Source organism: Streptomyces sp. NPDC052910, from assembly GCF_055585605.1.
On the sequence record NZ_JBVJJR010000003.1, the window covers coordinates 87,013 to 105,785 of the forward strand.

An 18,773-nucleotide genomic window follows, 5' to 3' on the forward strand; every position below is an offset into this window, starting at 1 on the left:
GCACAGCGACGAAGCGACGAAGCGACGAAGGGAAACCTCCGTGCCGGAAAACCAGCCTCCACCGCAGTCCACGGGACCCCGGCCCCCGGCCGAAACCCCGCTCCCCGCCGCCCCCTTCACCGTGACCCCCGGCGGACCCCCCGACGTAGTGCTGGCCGTCGCCGGTGAGACCGGCTATCCCGGTGTACGGATAACGGCGGCCGCCGCCGAACCGGTCTTACCCCTGGACGTCTACGTGGCCCTCCCCCGGGGCAAGGGCCTCCGCTTCCACGCGGAAGGCGGCGCGAACTGCCTGCTCACCGTGCGGAACGCCGACGGAAGGACGACCGCGTACCCCGGCCATCCCTCCCCCGACGGCCGCTCCCTCACCTTCCAGGGAGTCGACCCGGCGCTGCCCGGAAAGGGAGCGGAGTCGACGGCCTGGGTCGCCGTCACGGCCGCCGACGACGCCCGCCCCGGAACCACCGGGCTCCTCTTCTGCCTGGGCGGGGCGGCCTCCCCGTCCACCCCCGTCAGGATCGTCGACGACATCCCCTTCGCCGTCTCCCCCGGCGGCCCGCCCGACGTCACTCTCGACCGCGACCACCCGGTCGGCTACCCGGGCGTCCGGGTCCGGGCGGACGAGGACGGCACGGTCTCCCCGCAGGACGTCCACGTCGCCCTCCCTCGGGACAGGGGCCTGCGCTTCTCCGCCGAGGGCGGTCCCCACCACACGATCACCGTGCAGGACCGGCACGGGACCCGGCACCTCTTCCCCGGGCACGCCTCGGCGGACGGACAGGCGCTCCTCTTCCCCGGGGTCGACCTGTTCCTCTCCGGCCGGGGAACGGAATCGACGGTCTGGGTCGCGGTGGAGGCGACGCCCACCGGGCCCCCGGCCCAGCCCGCCGACACCCCCGCCCCACCCGCCGGCTCCTCCACCGCACCTGCCGGGTTCCTGCCCGCACCCGCCGACTCCCCGCCCTCACCCGCCGATCCCCCAGCCCGGCCCGCCGACACCCCGCCGTCGTCCACCGGCTCCCCGGCCGCACCCCCGGACAACCCGCCCTCGCCCACCGGCTCCCCCGCCGGGCCCGCCGACTCCCCGGCCGCGCCCGCCCCCTCCATGGAACCGGCCGCCCTCACCTTCTGCGTCGGCGTCCGCGCCGCCCGTTCCACGCCCGTCGTCGCGGACGCGCGGACCTGGTGAGCGTACGGAAGGAGCCCCAGCCCGTGGACTCGGTGAAGGCCAACCGCCCGCCCAGGCCCGCCCGCCCCGGGAAGCCGCGCGGCATGTCCCTCGCGGCCCGGGTGTACGGATACCCGCCGGCCCACAACGCGGGGTCCGAATGGATGCTGCACTCGATGCTCCGCCCCCTGGCCGCGCGCGGCCACCGCGTCACGGTCTGGCTCTCGCACCCCGGCACCGTCGAGGAGAGTTACGAGATCGACGGCGTCCGCGTCGTCCCGTTCCAGGAAGGCGCCGATTTCGCCGCCGAGGCGCAGCGCGCGGACGTCCTGCTGTCCCACTTCGAGAACGTCCCGCTGGTGTCCGGACTCGCCCGCGCCCGCCGGATCCCCGTGATCGTCATCTGCCACGACAACTTCGCCACGAGCTACCACAACGCGGCCGGCGCCGACCTCGTCGTCTACAACAGCGAGTGGATCCGGCGCGACGGCGAGATCCACTACGCGCGCTACCCGGCCGAGTTCCTGCCCGGCCGGACGATCGTCGTCCGCCCACCGGTCATCGCGGAGGACTACCGCACCGAACCCGGCGACCACGCCACCCTCGTCAACCTCAACCCGGACAAGGGCGGCGACGTCTTCTGGCAGATCGCCGCCTGGTCGCCCGACTGGCGCTTCCTCGGCGTCAAGGGCTCCTACGGGACCCAGATCCTGCCGCCGACGCGCCTTCCCCACTGCGAAGTCGCGGAAAGCGTCCCCGGCAACGACATGCGCACCCACGTCTACCGGCGTTCCCGGGTCATGCTGATGCCCAGCCTGTACGAGTCGTGGGGGCGCGTCGCCGTCGAGGCGATGGCCTCCGGCATCCCGGTGATCGCCCATCCGACGCCCGGTCTCGTCGAATCCCTCGGCGACGCGGGCATCTTCGCCTACCGGGACGACCTCCACGCGTGGCTGCACGCGCTGAAGTCGCTCAAGGACCCGGCGAACTGGGAGCGTGCCTCGCGTCGCGCCCGGGCCCGTTCCGACGCGCTCGCCGCCACCCCCGACCTCGACCTCTGGTGCGAGGCGGTCGAGTCGCTGTACGACGCCCGGCGCCGGCGCTCCTTCCGCGTCGCGGGCGGCCCGCAGCCCGCGCCCCTTCCCGTCTCCGCGAGTCCGGTCGCGGCCGGGCCCCTCTCCACGGGCTGAGCGGGGCCACCGCGCCCCGGACACCCTCTCCGGCCCACCAGGTAACTCGACTCCGGCACCAGCGAAGGAGAATCCACATGCCGTCGACCACACCTCCGCAACCTGAACCCGCCGCCGCTCCGGCGCCCGGCCCCGCCCCGGCCGACCAGAACCCCAACCTGGTCAAAGACGGGGGCTTCAAAGCCGGACCGCGCTTCAACGCCGACGAATGCGGCTTCAGCCGGGCGGTCGCCGCCGGCGGGGACAACGTACGGCTCGTGTACTGGGACTACGGCGGCAACGGCAGCAGCAACGGCCGGCCCGGCGCCAACCCCGGCGACTACATCGACGTCGACAACCACGAGTACTCGTTCGCCCAGAGCGACGCCTACGGCGAGGTCGACGGCAGCAACTCGGTCGACCTCGTCGGCCGCGGCAACAGCCGTCACGGCTACGTCGGACAGCACCTCTCCGGCCTGATCCCCGGCGCCCAGTACGACGTCACCTTCTGGGCCAGTTCCCCCTGGTACAACGAGAACCCACACGACACGACCATGTACTACAGCGTCGTGGACGGCCGCCTCCGCGACGCCGGCAAGCCCCTCGACAACGACTACATCGCCGTCCCCCAGGCCCGGCGCGACCCGATCCCCGGCGGCAGTTGGCGCCGGCAGTGGAAGCGGTACCGGAAGTCCTTCATCGCCCAGTCGCCGGACGCCTACCTCTCCTTCGCGGACGACACCGCCGACGGCTACTGGACCGGCACCATGCTCGCCTGCGTCTCCGTACGCCTCTCGGCACCCGCCCACGACTACCGCATCGCCGGCACGGAACCGGAGAGCTCCGCCGAGGCCCCCCTCTCGGCCCCGAAGGACACCCCGTTCGACGCCTTCCGCATCCGCTTACTCGACGAGACCAACCAGCCACTGGCCGCCCAGGAGGTGACGCTCCTCCTCGAACCCCACTCCACCGGCTCCCACTTCTCCTACGGCGGCCAGGCACCGCTGACCTTCACGGCCAGGACCGACGGCAGCGGCCGGCTGACCGTCCCCGCCGGCACCCTCCAGGCCGGCCCACAGGAAGGCCCCCTGCAAATCACCGCCCGGCTGCGCGGCACGGACCTCGACGGCCAGGTACACCTCCGCGTCGGCGCCGCCACCGCCCCGTTCTCCCTCGCCCCCGGCGGCTCACCCATCACCCTCACCCGCGCCGGCGAGACCCGCTACCCCGGCATCCAACTGCGCGCCGACGCGGACGGCACCGTCCCGCCCCAGAAGGTCCGCGTCACCCTTCCCCCGGGCCGGGGGCTGCGCTTCGTCGCCGAAGGCGGGTACCAACTGACGGTCATGGACGCCCAGTTCACGACCCGCACCTTCCCCGGCACCCTCCAGTCCGACGAGCAGGCCCTCACCTTCGAGGGCGTCGACCTGGCCCTCCGCGGCAGGAGCGCGACCTCCGCCGCCTGGGTCGCCGTCAAAGCCCTCCCGGACGCACCGGTCCCGGCGGACACGGCCCTGACCTTCCAGGTGGGCAACCGGACGTCACCGTCGACGCTTGTTCAGGTCCGGGCGGCGTGACGGAACAGGGGCTCTGCCTCGCCCTCGTGGGCGCGGCAGAGCCCCTGCGTGAAGGCGCGCCAGGCGGGTGCGGGGAATCGAAGGGTAGCTGTGTGCGGACGCTTACTGTCCCTTATGCCGATGCAGACCTGTACGCCAACCGACGCTTCGACGCAGTCGCCTTCACCCCCGCTGTAGGCGGATTTCCACCACCCGGAACTGCTCAGCGCACGCACGCCCTGTACTCCTTCGCCATTTCCTCGATCATGGCGACGGACGGTCCGGGAGGCAGCGCGGAAGCGTGGACCAGATGATAGCGGTGAGAGTGCCTGGCCACAGCCGTCCTGTCTCGCACAAGCTCCTTGACCGAGCCTCCCTCAAGGTAGGCGATATCCGGGGCGTTCCTGAATGACAGCAGAGTCAGCGACCCTCCCATCGCGGCATGGCTTCCCACCTGGAAAGGGAGAACCTGAATCTCCACATTGGAAACCGTCGCGGCTTCCAGAATTCGGATCAGTTGGTCACCCATGACCGCTGGTCCACCCACCGGTCGCCGCAACACCGCCTCGTCCATGACCACCCAAAGGAGAGGAGGTTCGGACCGCCTGAGGACTCGCTGTCGACGGATGCGATACCGCACCCTTTCTTCGATCTCTTCGCGGGAAAGCCAAGGAAGTGCCAACCGCATGCTTTCTCGCGCGTAATCAGCCGTTTGCAACAGACCCGGAACACTGTGTGCCAGGTACTTGTACATGGCGACAGCCTTCGCCTCGCATTCCACGAACTTGGCGAAGGGGTCAAAAGGCGGCGCCTTCGTGACGTGTTCCCACAGCTCGATCAGGTCACCATCCGCTCCCAACACCTCGTCAAGCCGGTCCGAAACCTTTTTGGTCGGGATTTCCTTGCCCAGTTCGAACTGGGCAATCCGGCTGTGGGCAATGGGAATCCTGTCGCCCAGCTCCCTCTGGGACCACCCCGCCTTGACACGGAGTCTCCGCACCTTCGCCCCGTACAGGCACGGAAGGGAAGCCGAGGGGTCAAGTTCCTTGAGTGCGGGCACGGTTGCCGTCCGTTTACGCGTAGCGGAGCCGAAAACGTTACCGCTGGTGAGCGTAGCGCCACTCCGCGATGCTGAGAACGGAATCGGAACAACCCCACCCCACGGAGTGCCCCCGCATGCCCAGTGACCACCGCTGCCCCGACCTCCCCGCCCTCCGGGAGGCCACCGCCCGTCTGGCGGCCGAGCTGCACGACGCGTTCGCGGCGGCCGGCATGGACGTCCGGGTGGCACCTGAACCGCCGTTGAACGGCGCGGTGTTCGTGTCGATTCTGGACCCGCTCGGCGGTGCGGAGGCGAAGACGCTGGCCGCCGCGTTGCGCGTGTACAAGGCGGCGCGGCCGGAGACGCTGAGCCCGCGCGTCGCGGCGGTGAACGCCCTCAGCCGCCGCCGGGACGGCCTCCGGTGAGCGGGGAGGCGGCCGGCGGGTACCGGCCGGGCGGGGCCTGCGCGGAGTGCCGGCGGATCAAGGAGTCGTACTACCGCGCTTGGCGGGCGGGCGACCGGGAGACGGCGGTGGAGCTGACGGCGGAGATGGGCCGCCACCTCCGCCGGGCACACTAGGTCCTGTCTGGAGTTCCCACACAGGACCTGATCAGCACAACAGATGGTTGTTTCCATCGCGCAGGGGGTTGTTTGCGTGGCGGAGACCGCGAAGCTGTAATGCCTACCTGCACACCCACTGGTTTCCAAGGGATCACCGGGGGCGACACGTATCACTCACGGAAGATCCTGTCCCGACGGCTCAGCATCTGGAGCACCGGCCCCATGCGCAACGAACAACGCATCCGCAGTCGAACGCCCGAGTCCCGGGCCTTCGCGGAACGCGTGCAGCTCGTCATGACACTGACGGCGCGTCTCAACGCCCTCCCCTTCGACGACCTCGGCGCGAGGAGGACGCTGCTCGGAGAGATCTTCGGCAGACCCCTCCCCGACTCTCTGTCGATCCTGCCGCCCTTCTACTGTGACTACGGCCTCGGAGCCACCTTCGGCGAGAAGGTGTTCATCAACCAGGGTTGCTACTTCCTCGACCTCGGCGGCATCACGATCGGTGATCGGGTCCTGATCGGCCCCGGGGTGACCCTGAGCACCGCCGGTCACCCGGTCGAGCTCGATGAGCGCTACGACGGCATCACCCACGCCCCCATCGTGATCGAGGACGAGGTCTGGATCGGGGCTGCCGCCACGATCACGCCTGGAGTGACGATCGGTCGGGGCTCCGTGGTCGGAGCCGGCTCCGTGGTGGCGAAAGACGTACCAGCGATGAGCGTGGTGACGGGCACGAGCGTGGTCGAACGCCGACGGCTGAAGGCACCGTCCGAAGCCGTCCGCGGTTCCGAACGCTGACTGTCCGTCTGGACCGATACCGACTTCGAGCTGCGTGTTGTGACCGTCCAGCGCAACCGGCTGCGGCCCCGCTACAAGCACGGCAGCGGCGACCGCTGCGGACGCAAGCCCGGCTTCTGCTCGCAGAAAATCAACACCCGCCGGCGGCTTCTGGACGGAGAAGGCGCCGTCTGGACTTTGATCAGGGATGCGGTGCGATGCTGCGGAGCCGGAGCATCGCATTGTCGAAGCGGGTCGCTATGCCGCGCCAGTTCCGCAGGCGGTTGATGCAGCGCTCCACAGTGTTGCGCTCGGTGTACAAGTCCGCGTCGTGGCTGACGGGACGGCCGCCGCGCGAGCCGCGCTTCTTGCGGTGGGCGGCCTGGTCCGACTTCTCAGGGATCACCCCGCGGATCCCTCGTTTCCGCAGGTAGCGGCGGTTGCGGCGGGAGGAGTACGCCTGGTCGGCGGCCACGGCGTCCGGCCGGGTCCTCGGGCGCCCGACCGGCCCGCGCACCTTGATCCGCTCCAGGACCGGGAAACTGCGGGCTGTCGCCGGCCTGTCCGGGCGTGAGGACGAACGCCAGCGGGGGGCAGCGCCGGTCGGTCGCAAGGTGGATCTCGCTGGTCAACCCACCCCGGGAACGCCCCATTTCAGCGGCCTTCAAGCGGGCGCGGTGCCGACGGCGGGTCCGGCGCCGTTCGGCTCGCTCGCCGTCATCGGGGTGTCCCTTGTGCGGCTCTTGTTCCGTCGAGGCTCCCCCTTTTCGGACTCGACGGCCGCCTCCAGGGCCGTCAACTGCTCCACATTGAGGATCATCCCGGCGGCATGGTGGTGGGCCCGGGACGTCGCGGAGTCCACGTTGACCAGGCCCATGTCGATCTCGCCGCGGGCGGCTGCCGCGGCGATCGTCGCCTCCATCCGCTGTTGGAAGGCAACTTGCCCCACCCAGATGCGGAAGCGGTCGTAGGTGCAGGGCCTGAACTCGCTGGGCAGGTCGCGCAAGGAGCTGCCGGTGCGGAAGCGCCACATCACCGCGTTGAAGTGTTTCCGCAGGTCGGGGATGGGCCCGACCGCCGCGATCGGACGATCCACCCGCGCCGCGACGAAGTCGAGCGAACGATCGGCACCCTCAAGGGCTTCCGTGCCGTGGCCACCCGCTTCGACAAGCGGGCGTACGTCTTCCACGGCACGGCGACCGTCGTTGTCATCCGCCTCTGGCTTCGCTCCTGATCCGCCGGACAGTCCTCAGGCCACGGAGAGCGCCTTGACGCCCGACAGGAGTGGGACGAGCTGGTAGTTGCCGTCGCCCGCGCCGCAGGACACCTGTGAGGCCGCGGTGCCGGAAACGTTCGTCCCCGCAGCGAACCGGCCGTCACCACTCGGCACCACCGTCGTGAAGTGGTCCGTCGCCGAGGACGAGTAGTACATGCACTGGTGCAGGTTCACGTACCTCCCCGAGGTCAGGTCCAGCGCCTTGACGCCCGACAGGAGTGGGACGAGCTGGTAGTTGCCGTCACCCGCGCCGCAGGACACCTGCGAGTCCGCGGTGCCGGAGACGTTCGTCCCCGCTGCGAACCGGCCGTCACCGCTCGCCACGACCGTCGTGAAGTGGTTCGTCGCCGAGGACGAGTAGTACACGCACTGGTGGACGTTCAAGTAGCGCCCGGAGGCGAGGTTCAACGCCTTGACGCCCGACAGGAGTGGGACGAGCTGGTAGTTCCCGTCGCCCGCACCGCAGGACACCTGCGAGTCCGCAGTGCCGGAGACGTTCGTCCCCGCAGCGAACCGGCCGTCACCGCTCGGCACCACCGTCGTGAAGTGGTTCGTCGCCGAGGACGAGTAGTACACGCACTGGTGCAGGTTCAGGTAGCCCGAAGCGGCAGCCCCAGCCTGAGGCTGCCGCTCCGGTGCGGCAGGCGCGGGCGCCGTCATCCCCACGAAGGCACATACGCCCATCGCGGCGGCGACTGCCGGCCTCCACGCGCGTCTGATCATCGATCGCATCATCGCCGGGTCCTCCCCAAGGTCCGCTCGTCGCGGGCGCCCAGGCCCGCGACGGAACTACGCCAGGAGACCACCGACACCCGCCGCAGGTAATGGGACGAACGTAATAATCACCCCATCCAGCGACGTGTCGACCAACCTTGCGCACTGCCGCGCACGCGCAACCCGATACCGGCTTACGCCGGTCGGTCGCAGGGCCCGTACCGACCCGTCGGACACTCCCTGGGCAGTGTCCGACGCACGGTGCCCCTCGCCGCGATCCGTCTGTGGCCGCGCCGGGGGCCGGCCTCCACGCGTCCGCCACGCACTCACGGCGCAAGGCCGGGCAGCATTGGGGCCGGTGGTGCGCAGTATGCGGGAATGGGCACCGCGCGGCGGCAGGGCCACCCGAGGCCGATCGCCGGGCCCTTCGGACAGCCTCTGGACCGCGGTTCCGCCTGTCACCCGCGGGCAGCGCTCAGGGGTGTCCCGGCCGATCGCCCGGAGCACGTCGGCGAGCCACACCAAGTGGTGCCCCACGGCCTGGTCCTCGTGAGCGAGGAGATCCTCGAGATGCTGCCATGAGTCCGAAAGCTGCCCGATCGTCAGCGCTCCGGGTTCCGTGTGGACGTCGTAGGCCTCATCACCCGGGACCGACCAGAAGTAGTCCTCCTTGAGCGTCACGGTGGTCCCGGCCGTCGCTTCGATGTGCCGGAGTGCCACGTCGAAAGCGCGACGGAGCCGATCGACGGGGATGAGCAGAGGTTCGTTCGCCATGGCCCCATCATGGAGCGCGGCCGGGTCCGGCCTGCGCCCCCCTCTCCGTACCCGGCCCGCACCCACCCCCTCTCACACGAGAAACCACCTGCCCGTGAGGCCCCCACTTCCCTAAGCTCGTATGCATGCGGTGGCTGGAAGGTGCGCTGTGGGGCGCTTTCGGCGGTTTCGCCATGGAGGCCCTCGACTACATCGTCGCGGTGCGACGGTGGCGCGAACTGCCCTGGAACGTCGGGGCGAGCAGCCTCGGGAACGAGCACCGGCCCCCTTCCCCGCAGGGTGTCCGGCCGGCGGGGAACGAGCTCCCCGCCCCGGGCTTCCTCGCGTACGCCGTCGCGGGCGTGCTGCGGGTGGCGGTCGGCTGCGGGGTGGCCGCGGCGATCACCCGTACGTCGCCGGGCGCCGTGTCGGCCTGGCTGGCCGTCCTCGTCGGGGCGACCGCGCCCGTGGTCCTGGAGAAGGTCACGATGTTCGTGCCGCTCGTCGTGCACGTGGGCAAAGAGGGCATCGCGGCGACGCTCCAGCAGGCGCGGCAGTCCGGCACGGGCCGCCCGCCGGGGAACGATCAGCCGCCGCCCGCGAACGGGGTTCCCGCCCCGGCCGTGGGCGGCGGCGCCCCGGGGACCGTTCCGCTCCGGGACGGTACGGGCGCCGCCCCGCACGAGGGAGGGGTGTGACCGTGCGGGCCGAATCCTTCACGGGCCGGGTGGTCGCGGTCGTTTCGCGGCGCGCGCCGGCGTTCCGGAGTGCGTCCGGAGCGGCCGTCTCGCCCACCTGGGCACACGCCGTCGACAGCGGTCTGTCGCGGGTGCGCGCGGACGAGGAAGAAGAAGACGAGAACGGCGAAACCGCCGGGTACGCGCCGCGGTTCGCCTACGACGTCCAGGGAACGGTGGTCGTCCGCCGGGCCGAGACCGTCCGCGAGTCCCGGCGGCAGGCGAGCGGTACGGGAAAGTCGGAGGTGTTCGGCGCCCAACGGACGTCCGTGGGACTGCCGGAACCGCTCCTCCCCTCGCCCGTCCCTCGGAGCGCCGTCCCCGGCCCCGGCATGCCCGCACGCCGACGGAACACGGGCCGGCCCGCCGCCCCCACCGGCAGGCCGCTCTCGCTCCTGCCGGGCCCGTCGGCCCTGCCGGGCTTCCTCTGCGGCCTCCTGGTCGTCGTGCTGCTCACGCTCCCCTTCGGGATCGCGGGCCTGACCGCCCTGCTCCTGTGGCTGGCGGTCGGCCCCCTCTTCCTGCTGGGATTCGTGGAGCGCCACACGGCCCGCCGCCTCCGCGGACTCCGCCCGCCCACCCGGGAGGAGAGCGACGCGGCGGACCCGGTGTGGCGGGAGGTGCGGGCGCGCGCCGGCCTCTCCGCCACCGGCGCCTACGACCTGTGGGTCGAGGACTCCGACCAACTGTCGACCCGCGCGCCCGCCGGCCGCGTCGTCGGCCTCACCCACTGCACGTTGTCCCGACTGCCGCACGCGGAACGGGCCGTGGTGCTGGCCCGCGAGCTGAGCCGCGCGCGGTCGACCCCGCTCCCGGCGTACTGGTACGCGCTGCCCGCCCGCGCCGTCGGATGGCTCGCCCGGGGGGCGGCGCGGGGGGTGTCGCACCTGCCCCGGCCCGTGTCCCACCTGGCCACGGCCGTCCTCCCGCTGGGCATCGGCGTCCTGGCCTACGCGACGCGTCCGTGGCTGTACGGGCTGCCCTGCCTGCTGTCGGCGGTGCCTCCGCTGCTGGCCGCCCGCGACCGGCGCGCCGAGCTGCGCGCGGACCGGTTCGCCGCCGAACTCGGTCTCGCGCCCCGGCTCGCCCTCCTCATCACGAGGACGCGCCGCACTTCCCCCACCCCCCACGACACCCGCCTCACGGAGCTGCTGTCACCCCACCCCTCCAGCACCACCCGCCTGTCCCGCCTCCGGCCGTTCCTCGGTCCGCCCCCGTACCCGCCGGAGGGCTGAAGGTCCCCTGCTCAGGACGCGGAAGACTAAGCAGGGGCCGGAAACTTGGCGACATAATCGGCGAACGGCTCGATGCCGGCCTCCGCGCGCCGTTCATCCATCCGCTCCGGGTCCTCGCAGGGCCACGGAACGGGGGCCCCGTCCCGTACGCCGGCGATCTGGGTGCCGTAGACCTGCTCGCGCCCCTCGTTGACGAGGGTGCGGTCGCGGAGGAAGGCCAGTTCGCGGGGCGTGGCCCGCCCGGCGGCCACCGCCTGTTCCAGCAGGCGCAGGGCCCGGCGCTGCACGTCCAGTTGACGGTCGGCGTGCTGGGCGATCAGCCAGGCCGCCCGGGCCGCGTCCGCGCCGACCAGGTCGGCGGCGGGCCAGCCGTGTTCGTCCATGATCTCGTTCAGCCGGTCGCCGTGCCGGGCGGTCAGGCGCCGCCAGGCCAACCGCGCGGCCGGATCGTCGCTGTGCGCGTGGGCGGCGGCCCGGTGATCGTCGGCAGCCATGCGTTCGAGCTCCGCGGCGAGGGGTGCCAGGGAGGCGGCCATCGTCAACTCCTTCGGGACATCGGTTCCGTGGGACGCTTCCCGACCCTAGAGGGGCGAATCGGCACAAAGATCGTCCACACGGACGGTGACAGGGCGGCCCGCGCACGGCGATAATGGATTCACTCCCTCCTCCGGCCCCTTCCCCCGCATGGCCGCCACTCCCGCACAACGCGCCGCGAAGCCACCGCCGGATGTCAGTGACCGTCGCTAGGGTCGGACGTATGACACTGACGATGCGGGAACGAGAACTGTTTCTGGCGGAGCCTCACATCGGTGCGCTGTCGGTGGTCGAACGGCCGGGGCGCGCGCCGCTGACCGTCCCCCTCTGGTACCAGTACGCGCCGGGCGGCGAGCTGTGGGTGCGGACCGGGCCCGACTCCAGGAAGGCGCGGGCGATCCGGGCGGCGGGGCGGTTCAGCCTGATGGTCCAGCGGACCGACCCGACGGTGCGCTACGTGTCCGTCGAAGGCCCGGTGACCAGGACGGAGGAGGACAGCCCCGAGCGCGCCCGCGAGATGGCCGCCCGGTATCTGCCCGCGGACAAGGTCGACGGCTTCGTCGAGTACGACCGGACGCAGCTCGGCGGACACATCCTGATCTTCATGCGCCCGGAGCACTGGATCTCGGCCGACCTGGGCGGCTTCTGACCTTCCGCTTCCGCCCTCCGACCGGACCGCCGCGGGTCGGGTCAGTGCGGGACGGCTCAACGGGCAGTGTGGGCTCAACGGGCATTGGGCGGCGGGCCGGCCCGGCGGCCGGGCCCGGCGGCCCGGCGCGTCACGCACATCCCCGCCCCCTGCCCCTGCCCGTCCCGCTCGCCCGCCGGCCCGCCGAAGGACGACAGGGACGGGCGGGCGGTCAGGCGACCGGGCGGGTCACCGCGCGCCCCGACGCGGGCAACCGTTCCGCGGGAGACCGGGACGGTGGTCTCCGGTCAACGAGTAGATGGTGTACGGCTGTTGCCGGTGCGGAGGGAAGCTTTCCGGAACGATACTCATGTGCGGATCCCGTCCAAAGGTGCAAGCATCGCCGAGCCGCCGATGGAAGGAGAGCCACGTGAGTGAGCCCGCGGTCCGGCCGAACGAGACGACGGTGCCGTTGCTGCCGTGTGCGTCAGTGGAGGAGACGCTGACGTTCTACGAGGCGCTGGGATTCGAGGTCATCCACAGACAAAGCAAGCCCTACGTGTCCCTGATGCTGCGGTGGAGCGGATTCCACCTGTGCTTCGGCCCGGCGCCCAAGGGTCTGGACCCGGCCCGGGAGGAATCCGGGTATTCCCTGGTCATGGTCGACGCCGTGGCGCCGTACCACGCGGAGTTCACTGCGGCGATGCGGCGGGCCTACGGGAAGGTGCTCTCCTCCGGCCTTCCCCGGATCACCCGTTACCGGCCCGGCGCGTCCCGGTTCACGCTGATCGATCCGTCCGGGAACTCGCTCCTGTTCATCCAGCGCGACGAGCCCATGGAACTGGAATACGGCGGCTCCGCGAGCCTGACGGGTCTCGCCAAGGCTCTCGACAACGCCCGGATCCTGCGCGAGTTCAAAAACGACGACCTCCAGGCCTTCCGCGCGCTCAAGTCCGCGATGCGCAGGCACGGGACGGACGCCCCGGCGGTCGAACGGGCCATCGCCCTGTGTCACCTCACCGACCTCGCCACCACCCTCGGCGAACCCGCCGACCCCTGGCTCGCCGACCTGCGCGGCCTGGAGCTGACCGCCGACGAGCGGCGGCGCGTCGAGTCGGAGCTCGGGTACCTCGACGGACTCCGGGAATGGCTCCCCCGGAGCTGAGCGCGCACCAGGGCGTCGCGGCAGACGCCCTCCGGCGCCCCGGGCGTCCCGCCCGCCGGGCCCGGCCCTGCAAAGTGCCGCCGGGCCCGGCCGTGCGAAGTGCCGCCGTGCTCGGCCCTACGACGTGCCGCGGGGCCCGGCCCTACGAGGCACGCCGGGCCCGGCCCTACGAGGTGACGGAGACGTTCCCGCCCTGCGTGTGTGCCGTGATCCGGTGCGGGGCGCCGGCGGCCGAGGGGATGGCCACCTCGCGCTTGCCGCCCTGCGTGGTCGCGTCCACGGTGTAACGCCCCTTGGGCACCCGCACCTTGACGTCGCCGCCCTGCGTCCGGCCGTCCACCGAGTCGGGGACGGTGGTGAAGGTCGTCGTGACGTCCCCGCCCCGGGTGTGCGCGCGGACCGAGCGGGACGCGGAGTCCTCCACGCGGACGTCCCCGCCCTTGGTCTCGGCCTCGACGGCGCCGGACGTCCCCTTGACGGTGACGTCGCCGCCCGTGGTCTCGAGGTCGACGGCCACCGAGGGCGGTGCCAGCACGGTGAGGTGGACCGTGCACCGCCTCGCCGACCCGCCGCAGTCCGCCTTGCCGATGGAGAAACGGCCGTCGTTCAGGCTGTGTTCCGGGTTCGGCTTGGAGCCGCTGTACTCGTAGCGCTCGGTCACGCGCACCGTGTCCGTGCCCTCGGCGAGCGGGCGCACGGTGATGTCGCCGCCGAGGCTCCGGGCCTCGATCACCGTGACCTTGCCGCGCACGGAGTAGGTGCGTTCCGCCTTCTTCGTCGGACCGTCGCTCAGCGAACAGCCGGTCACCAGGAGGGCGGCGCTCAGGGCGGCGCCGGAGAGGGCGAGGAGGGAGGTGCGGTTCCGGGACATGCGGTATGGGCTCCAGTTGCGGACGGACGGGTGGGGCGGGCGGACGGTGGGGGAGGTGCTCTGTCATCCTCCCTGGCCGGGGGGTGACGGGTCGTCGGCACGGGGGATGATCCTCGCCGGTCGATTCCCTAGGGGACGCGCGTGCTCGGGGCCGGCGCCCTGCGAGGGCCGGGCGCGGATCGCCGCTCAGACGCACGGAGTTGAGACCCGTCTCGTGCGTACGCTGCCGGACATGGCATCCCGCATCAGCGAACTGGTCCTCGACGCCGTCGACCCCGAGCGGCTCGCCGCCTTCTGGAGCGAGGTCCTCGGGTACGCCGAGATCGACCGGGAGGACGACGGATCCATCATGATCGGGCCGCCCGGCACCGGCTTCGGCGGCCCGCAGCCCACTCTCGTCATCAGTCCCACCGGCGACCCACGCCCCGGGAAACTCCGTCTGCACCTCGACGTCAGTCCCACCGACCGCGACCAGGACGCCGAGCTGGAACGGCTGCTCGCCCTCGGCGCACAGCGCGCCGACGTCGGCCAGAGCGGCTCCGAGAGCTGGCACGTCCTGGCCGACCCGGAAGGCAACGAGTTCTGCCTTCTGCGCACCCGGATCCGGCCCGTCTGACCCCGCCGGCCAAGCCGCCGGCGCACGGGAATGCCGGGCGGTCGGCGGCCCCGCTCCGTACGGTGCCGGGTTCGGGCGTCCCGTGCCCCTGCCCCCCAGAGGAGGCACCGGCACGCCGCGGGCGCCCCCCTCCGCAGGGACAAGCGCAGCCCCCTACCCCCGGGACCGCGCCTTGAAGGCCGCCTTCCGAGCCGCCTTGGCCACCCTCTTCTCCGGGTGCAACCGCCCCATCGCCTCCAGCACGTCCGCGGTGGCGGGATGCTCCACCCGCCAGGCCGAGTCGAAGAACCCGCTGTGCTGCCCCACCAGCCCCACCACGAGCTCCCGCAGTTCCTCGGAGTCCCCCTCCGAGGCGAGCTGAGCGGCGATCGTATCGATGGTGAGCCAGAACACCATCGTCTCCCCCGGCTCCGGGATGTCCGGCGCGCCGCGTTCGGCGAGCCAGACGCGGGCGAGTCCGCCGAGCCGCGGATCGTCGAGGACCTCGCGGAAGGCGGGCTCGGCGTCGAAGGGCACGAGGGAAAGGGCCTGCTGGCTGGCGAGCCGGCGCAGCGGCGCGTCCGCGTCGTCGCCGCGGGCGGCGGCGAGCAGTTCGCGGGCGGCGGTCAGCGGGTCGCGGCGGGCGAGCCAGAGCTCGGTCTCGGCGCGGGCGGCGGGCCGGGGGTGGTGCGGGAGGGCGGCGAGGAGCGCGGCGGCGTCCTTCTCGGCCAGGTCGCCGACGGCCGGGGCGTCGACGCCCGCCTCCAGCATCCGGGTGCGGACGGCGAAGATCCCGAGCGGGGTGAGGGAGACCATGCCGTACCGGGTGACGTCCTCCTCCTCGGGCGCGTCGGACGTCACGCCGTCGACGGACTCGCGGATGTGGCCCTCCCCGTCGACCTCCTCGATCAGCGCCTCGTCGACGGGCTGGTACTCGATGAGGCCGGTCGGGGCGAGCAGCCGGAACTGGTCGTCCAGGCGCATCATCGCGTCGGAGACCTCTTCGAGGACGTCGTCGGTGGGCTCGTCCATGTCGTCGGGGACGATCAGGGAGGCGGCCAGCGCGGGCAGCGGGACGGGCCGCCGGGCGGCATCCTCGTCGAGCGCGGTCAGCAGGTAGAGGTTGCCGAGGACCCCGTCGAGGAAGTCGGCCTCCTCCTCGGGGTTCCAGTCGATGGCGTCGAGGTCCAGGTCGCCGCCGTCGGAGAGCTGGTCGACGATGTCGCCGAGGTCCGGTGCCGCCGCGTCGGCGAGGACCGTCTCGAGGCCGCCGAGCCACAGGTCGAGGACGTCCTGGGGGCTGCCGGAGGTGAGCGTGGCCAGCTCCTCGCCCGCGACGGCGGTGCCGCAGGGCTCGTCGGACGAGCGCCCGGCGTCGTCCCCCGCCTTCTCGTCCTCGGTGAACTCGACCAGCCCGGTGTCCAGCGCGAGCTGCCACGCCTCGGCCGTGTGGGCCGGGCCGTCCTCCTCGCCGTCGAGGCCCAGCAGTCCGGTGGCGGTGCGCAACTGGTCGGCGAGCAGTTCGCCGCCCGCGCCGACCGGGGTGCCCTCACCGGCCCAGCGGGCCAGTCGGGCGGCGCGGGCGAACAGCGGCGCGGAGAGCGCGTCGCGCGCGAGCTCCGCGTCGGGGAGGAGCCGCACCGGCGGCATGGTCGGGCGGTCTGCGGGCATCAGGGGGGTCATCTCCTCGGGGTGACGGCACGGGGCGTGCCGGGGTGCGGGCGTGACGAAGGTCATGGCCGGAAACGACGTGGCCTCGGCCACCCGCCCACGGCGGCGAGCGCGCGGGGATCACCGGCGGCACACGTACCGCCCCAGCGTAGACGGCTTTCCCGGCCCGCCGCCCGGTTCACCTGCCCGTCGGGGCGCGTACACCCGCACGACCTTGACAACTGACGTGTTCACGCCCGAAATTGACGCGCGTAGAAGTCGGTTCCGCCTCCGTCGCGGCCCGCCGGCTCCTCTCCCACCCCTCACACAAGCCTCCGGAGGCTTCTCGTGCCCAGCAGTCGGCACCGCACCAGCCCCGCCCTGCCTACCGGCCCCTTCGGTCTCTTCGGTCGTAGGTACGTCACCACCGGCACCCTCGTCGCCGCCGCCCTCGCGGCCGGCCTGCTCACCGCGCCCACCGCGGGCGCGGCCGGCGGCGCCGCCACCGACACCACCGGCACCCGCATCCACGACATCCAGGGCACCACGCGCCTCTCCCCCCTCGTCGGGAAGCAGGTGACCGATGTCCCGGGCGTGGTGACGGCGGTCCGCGCCTTCGGCTCCGCCCGCGGTTTCTGGTTCCAGGACCCGCACCCGGACCGGGACGCGGCCACCAGCGAGGCCGTTTTCGTCTTCACGGGTGCGACGACCCCGTCCGTCACGGTCGGCGACGCGGTGCTCGTCTCGGCCACGGTCGGCGAGTACTACCCGGGCGGCGAGGCGGCCGGCCTCCAGTCGGTCACCCAGCTCACCAAGGCGACCTGGACCGTCACCTCCTCGGGCAACGCCCTGCCCGCCGCCGTCGAGCTCAACGCCCGTACTCTGCCGGACCGTTACGCACCGACGTCCCGCGAGGGCTCGATCGAGAAGCTGCGGCTCGACCCGCGCCGGTACGCGCTCGACCGGTTCGAGTCACTGGAGGGCATGCGGGTCGCGGTCAAGGACGCGCCGGTCACCGGCGCCACCAGCAGCCACAAGGACCTCTGGGTCACCGCCGACCCCCGCCACCACCGCACCGCGCGCGGCGGCGTCCTCTACGGCGCGTACGCCGACCCCAACGCGGCCCGCGTGAAGGTCTCCTCGCTGATCCCGTTCGCACAGCACCCGTTCCCGGTCGCGAACGTGGGCGACGAGCTCACCGGCACCACCGCCGGCCCGCTGGACTACGACAACTACGGCGGCTACACGCTCCAGGCCACCGAGCTCGGCACGCTCACCGACCGGGGGCTCAAGCGCGAGACCACCCGCCGGCAGCGCGACGGCGAGCTCGCCGTCGCCACGTACAACGTCGAGAACCTCGCACCGCAGAACCCGCAGGCGAAGTTCGACCGGCTGGCCTCCGCCCTGGTCACCAACCTGGCCTCGCCCGACATCGTCGCCCTGGAGGAGGTCCAGGACGACAGCGGCGTCAAGAACGACGGCACGGTCGGCGCGGGCGCGACGCTGAAGAAGCTCACCGACGCCGTGGTGAACGCGGGCGGGCCGCGGTACGAGTGGCGGCAGATCGATCCCGTGGACGGCAAGGACGGCGGCCAGCCCGGCGGCAACATACGCACCGCTTTCCTCTTCAACCCCGCCCGCGTGAGTTTCACGGACATCGCGGGCGGCGACTCCACCACCCCGGTGGGCGTCACCCGCGACCACGGGCAGGCCACCCTGACCGCCTCCCCCGGCCGCGTCGACCCGGCGAACCCGGCGTGGGAGAACAGCCGCAAGCCGCTGGCGGGCCAGTTCACCTTCCGCGGCGAGCGGGTCTTCGTGATCGCGAACCACTTCAACTCCAAGGGCGGCGACCAGGGCCTCGACAGCCGCTTCCAGCCGCCCGCCCGCACCTCCGAGGTGCAGCGCGGCAAGCAGGCCGCGGTGGTGAACGCCTTCGTCAAGCGGATCCTCGCCGCGGACCGGAAGGCCGACGTCATCGTGGCGGGCGACCTCAACGACTACCAGTTCTCCCCCGCGCTCCGGACCCTCACCTCCGGCGGGGTGCTCACCGACCAGGTGAACCTGCTCCCGGCGAAGGAACGCTACGGCTATGTCTTCCAGGGCAACTCGCAGGTGCTCGACCACATCCTGACCAGCCCGGCCATGAGCGGGAAGGTCAAGGAGGGCGGCAAGCGCGGGACCGGCGGGAAGCGCGGCGGCCGGACGGACTACGACATCGTCCACGTCAACGCGGAGTTCGCCGACCAGGCGAGCGACCACGACCCGCAGGTGCTGCGCTGGACGCCGTGACGTCCGCCTGAGCACCGTGGCGCTTCGGCAGCCGTGGCGCTTGAGC

General features: G+C 72.1%; 18 protein-coding genes and 2 pseudogenes. 13 read left to right on the plus strand and 7 right to left on the minus strand.

Annotation, left to right across the window (positions count from 1 at the left end):
- The first annotated feature begins 40 nt into the window (after positions 1–40).
- From ACZ6X9_RS11390 to ACZ6X9_RS11400, 3 genes are all read left to right on the plus strand, one after another.
- Positions 41–1,189, plus strand: a complete 1,149-nt coding sequence (locus ACZ6X9_RS11390) for a hypothetical protein (protein WP_469777765.1) — start codon at positions 41–43, stop codon at positions 1,187–1,189.
- A gap of 23 nt (positions 1,190–1,212) precedes the next feature.
- Complete coding sequence (locus tag ACZ6X9_RS11395; RefSeq protein WP_469777766.1) at positions 1,213–2,358, plus strand: glycosyltransferase family 4 protein; 1,146 nt, start codon at positions 1,213–1,215, stop codon at positions 2,356–2,358.
- A gap of 77 nt (positions 2,359–2,435) precedes the next feature.
- On the plus strand, positions 2,436–3,914 hold the full coding sequence (locus ACZ6X9_RS11400; protein ID WP_469777767.1) for a hypothetical protein: 1,479 nt from the start codon (positions 2,436–2,438) through the stop codon (positions 3,912–3,914).
- On the opposite strand, the gene ACZ6X9_RS11405 is transcribed toward ACZ6X9_RS11400, so the two are convergent.
- Both ACZ6X9_RS11405 and ACZ6X9_RS11410 read right to left on the minus strand, forming a co-directional pair.
- Positions 3,896–4,129, minus strand: coding sequence for a DUF397 domain-containing protein (locus ACZ6X9_RS11405; RefSeq protein ID WP_469777768.1), 234 nt, complete (start codon positions 4,127–4,129; stop codon positions 3,896–3,898). The two genes, ACZ6X9_RS11400 and ACZ6X9_RS11405, sit on opposite strands and share 19 nt — an antisense overlap.
- Entirely contained in the window at positions 4,117–4,953 is an 837-nt protein-coding gene (locus tag ACZ6X9_RS11410; protein ID WP_469777769.1) for a helix-turn-helix domain-containing protein, read from the minus strand. The genes ACZ6X9_RS11405 and ACZ6X9_RS11410 overlap by 13 nt, the downstream gene beginning before the upstream one ends.
- A 116-nt stretch (positions 4,954–5,069) precedes the next feature.
- Here ACZ6X9_RS11410 and ACZ6X9_RS11415 point away from each other — a divergent pair, with 116 nt between their 5' ends.
- From ACZ6X9_RS11415 to ACZ6X9_RS11425, 3 genes are all read left to right on the plus strand, one after another.
- A complete protein-coding gene (locus ACZ6X9_RS11415) occupies positions 5,070–5,360 on the plus strand; it encodes a hypothetical protein (RefSeq protein ID WP_469777770.1) in 291 nt (96 codons plus the stop codon).
- Complete coding sequence (locus ACZ6X9_RS11420; protein WP_469777771.1) at positions 5,357–5,515, plus strand: hypothetical protein; 159 nt, start codon at positions 5,357–5,359, stop codon at positions 5,513–5,515. Before ACZ6X9_RS11415 ends, ACZ6X9_RS11420 begins: the two co-directional genes overlap by 4 nt.
- A 204-nt stretch (positions 5,516–5,719) precedes the next feature.
- On the plus strand, positions 5,720–6,298 hold the full coding sequence (locus ACZ6X9_RS11425; protein ID WP_469777772.1) for a sugar O-acetyltransferase: 579 nt from the start codon (positions 5,720–5,722) through the stop codon (positions 6,296–6,298).
- Between the two features lie 223 nt (positions 6,299–6,521).
- Here ACZ6X9_RS11425 and ACZ6X9_RS11430 read toward each other — a convergent pair.
- Positions 6,522–7,166 (minus strand): annotated as a pseudogene (locus tag ACZ6X9_RS11430) (IS5 family transposase); the annotation flags it as partial.
- A gap of 201 nt (positions 7,167–7,367) precedes the next feature.
- Here ACZ6X9_RS11430 and ACZ6X9_RS11435 point away from each other — a divergent pair.
- Positions 7,368–7,511 (plus strand): annotated as a pseudogene (locus ACZ6X9_RS11435) (IS5/IS1182 family transposase); the annotation flags it as partial.
- 15 nt (positions 7,512–7,526) lie between these two features.
- Here ACZ6X9_RS11435 and ACZ6X9_RS11440 read toward each other — a convergent pair.
- Positions 7,527–8,276, minus strand: a complete 750-nt coding sequence (locus ACZ6X9_RS11440) for a hypothetical protein (RefSeq protein WP_469777773.1) — start codon at positions 8,274–8,276, stop codon at positions 7,527–7,529.
- A gap of 890 nt (positions 8,277–9,166) precedes the next feature.
- On the opposite strand from ACZ6X9_RS11440, the gene ACZ6X9_RS11445 reads away from it, so the two are divergent.
- A complete protein-coding gene (locus tag ACZ6X9_RS11445) occupies positions 9,167–9,718 on the plus strand; it encodes a hypothetical protein (RefSeq protein WP_469777774.1) in 552 nt (183 codons plus the stop codon).
- 2 nt (positions 9,719–9,720) lie between these two features.
- Positions 9,721–10,992: a M48 family metalloprotease gene (locus ACZ6X9_RS11450; protein WP_469777775.1), complete on the plus strand. Its 1,272-nt coding sequence runs from the start codon at positions 9,721–9,723 to the stop codon at positions 10,990–10,992.
- A gap of 26 nt (positions 10,993–11,018) precedes the next feature.
- Here the strand turns inward: ACZ6X9_RS11450 and ACZ6X9_RS11455 are convergent, their stop codons facing one another.
- Positions 11,019–11,528, minus strand: coding sequence for a DUF6624 domain-containing protein (locus ACZ6X9_RS11455; RefSeq protein WP_469777776.1), 510 nt, complete (start codon positions 11,526–11,528; stop codon positions 11,019–11,021).
- 221 nt (positions 11,529–11,749) lie between these two features.
- Here ACZ6X9_RS11455 and ACZ6X9_RS11460 point away from each other — a divergent pair, with 221 nt between their 5' ends.
- Both ACZ6X9_RS11460 and ACZ6X9_RS11465 read left to right on the plus strand, forming a co-directional pair.
- Positions 11,750–12,175 carry a pyridoxamine 5'-phosphate oxidase family protein gene (locus ACZ6X9_RS11460; protein ID WP_469777777.1) on the plus strand — a complete coding sequence of 142 codons (426 nt, stop codon included), beginning with the start codon at positions 11,750–11,752 and terminating at the stop codon, positions 12,173–12,175.
- A gap of 409 nt (positions 12,176–12,584) precedes the next feature.
- Positions 12,585–13,319, plus strand: coding sequence for a VOC family protein (locus tag ACZ6X9_RS11465; RefSeq protein ID WP_469777778.1), 735 nt, complete (start codon positions 12,585–12,587; stop codon positions 13,317–13,319).
- Between the two features lie 166 nt (positions 13,320–13,485).
- Here ACZ6X9_RS11465 and ACZ6X9_RS11470 read toward each other — a convergent pair whose 3' ends face one another.
- Positions 13,486–14,190: a DUF4097 family beta strand repeat-containing protein gene (locus ACZ6X9_RS11470; RefSeq protein ID WP_469777779.1), complete on the minus strand. Its 705-nt coding sequence runs from the start codon at positions 14,188–14,190 to the stop codon at positions 13,486–13,488.
- 232 nt (positions 14,191–14,422) lie between these two features.
- Here ACZ6X9_RS11470 and ACZ6X9_RS11475 point away from each other — a divergent pair, with 232 nt between their 5' ends.
- Positions 14,423–14,806: a VOC family protein gene (locus ACZ6X9_RS11475; protein WP_469777780.1), complete on the plus strand. Its 384-nt coding sequence runs from the start codon at positions 14,423–14,425 to the stop codon at positions 14,804–14,806.
- Between the two features lie 153 nt (positions 14,807–14,959).
- Here ACZ6X9_RS11475 and ACZ6X9_RS11480 read toward each other — a convergent pair whose 3' ends face one another.
- Entirely contained in the window at positions 14,960–16,456 is a 1,497-nt protein-coding gene (locus ACZ6X9_RS11480) for a hypothetical protein (RefSeq protein WP_469777781.1), read from the minus strand.
- A 360-nt stretch (positions 16,457–16,816) separates the two neighbouring features.
- Here ACZ6X9_RS11480 and ACZ6X9_RS11485 point away from each other — a divergent pair, with 360 nt between their 5' ends.
- Positions 16,817–18,727, plus strand: a complete 1,911-nt coding sequence (locus tag ACZ6X9_RS11485) for an endonuclease/exonuclease/phosphatase family protein (RefSeq protein WP_469778629.1) — start codon at positions 16,817–16,819, stop codon at positions 18,725–18,727.
- The last annotated feature ends 46 nt before the right edge of the window (positions 18,728–18,773 follow it).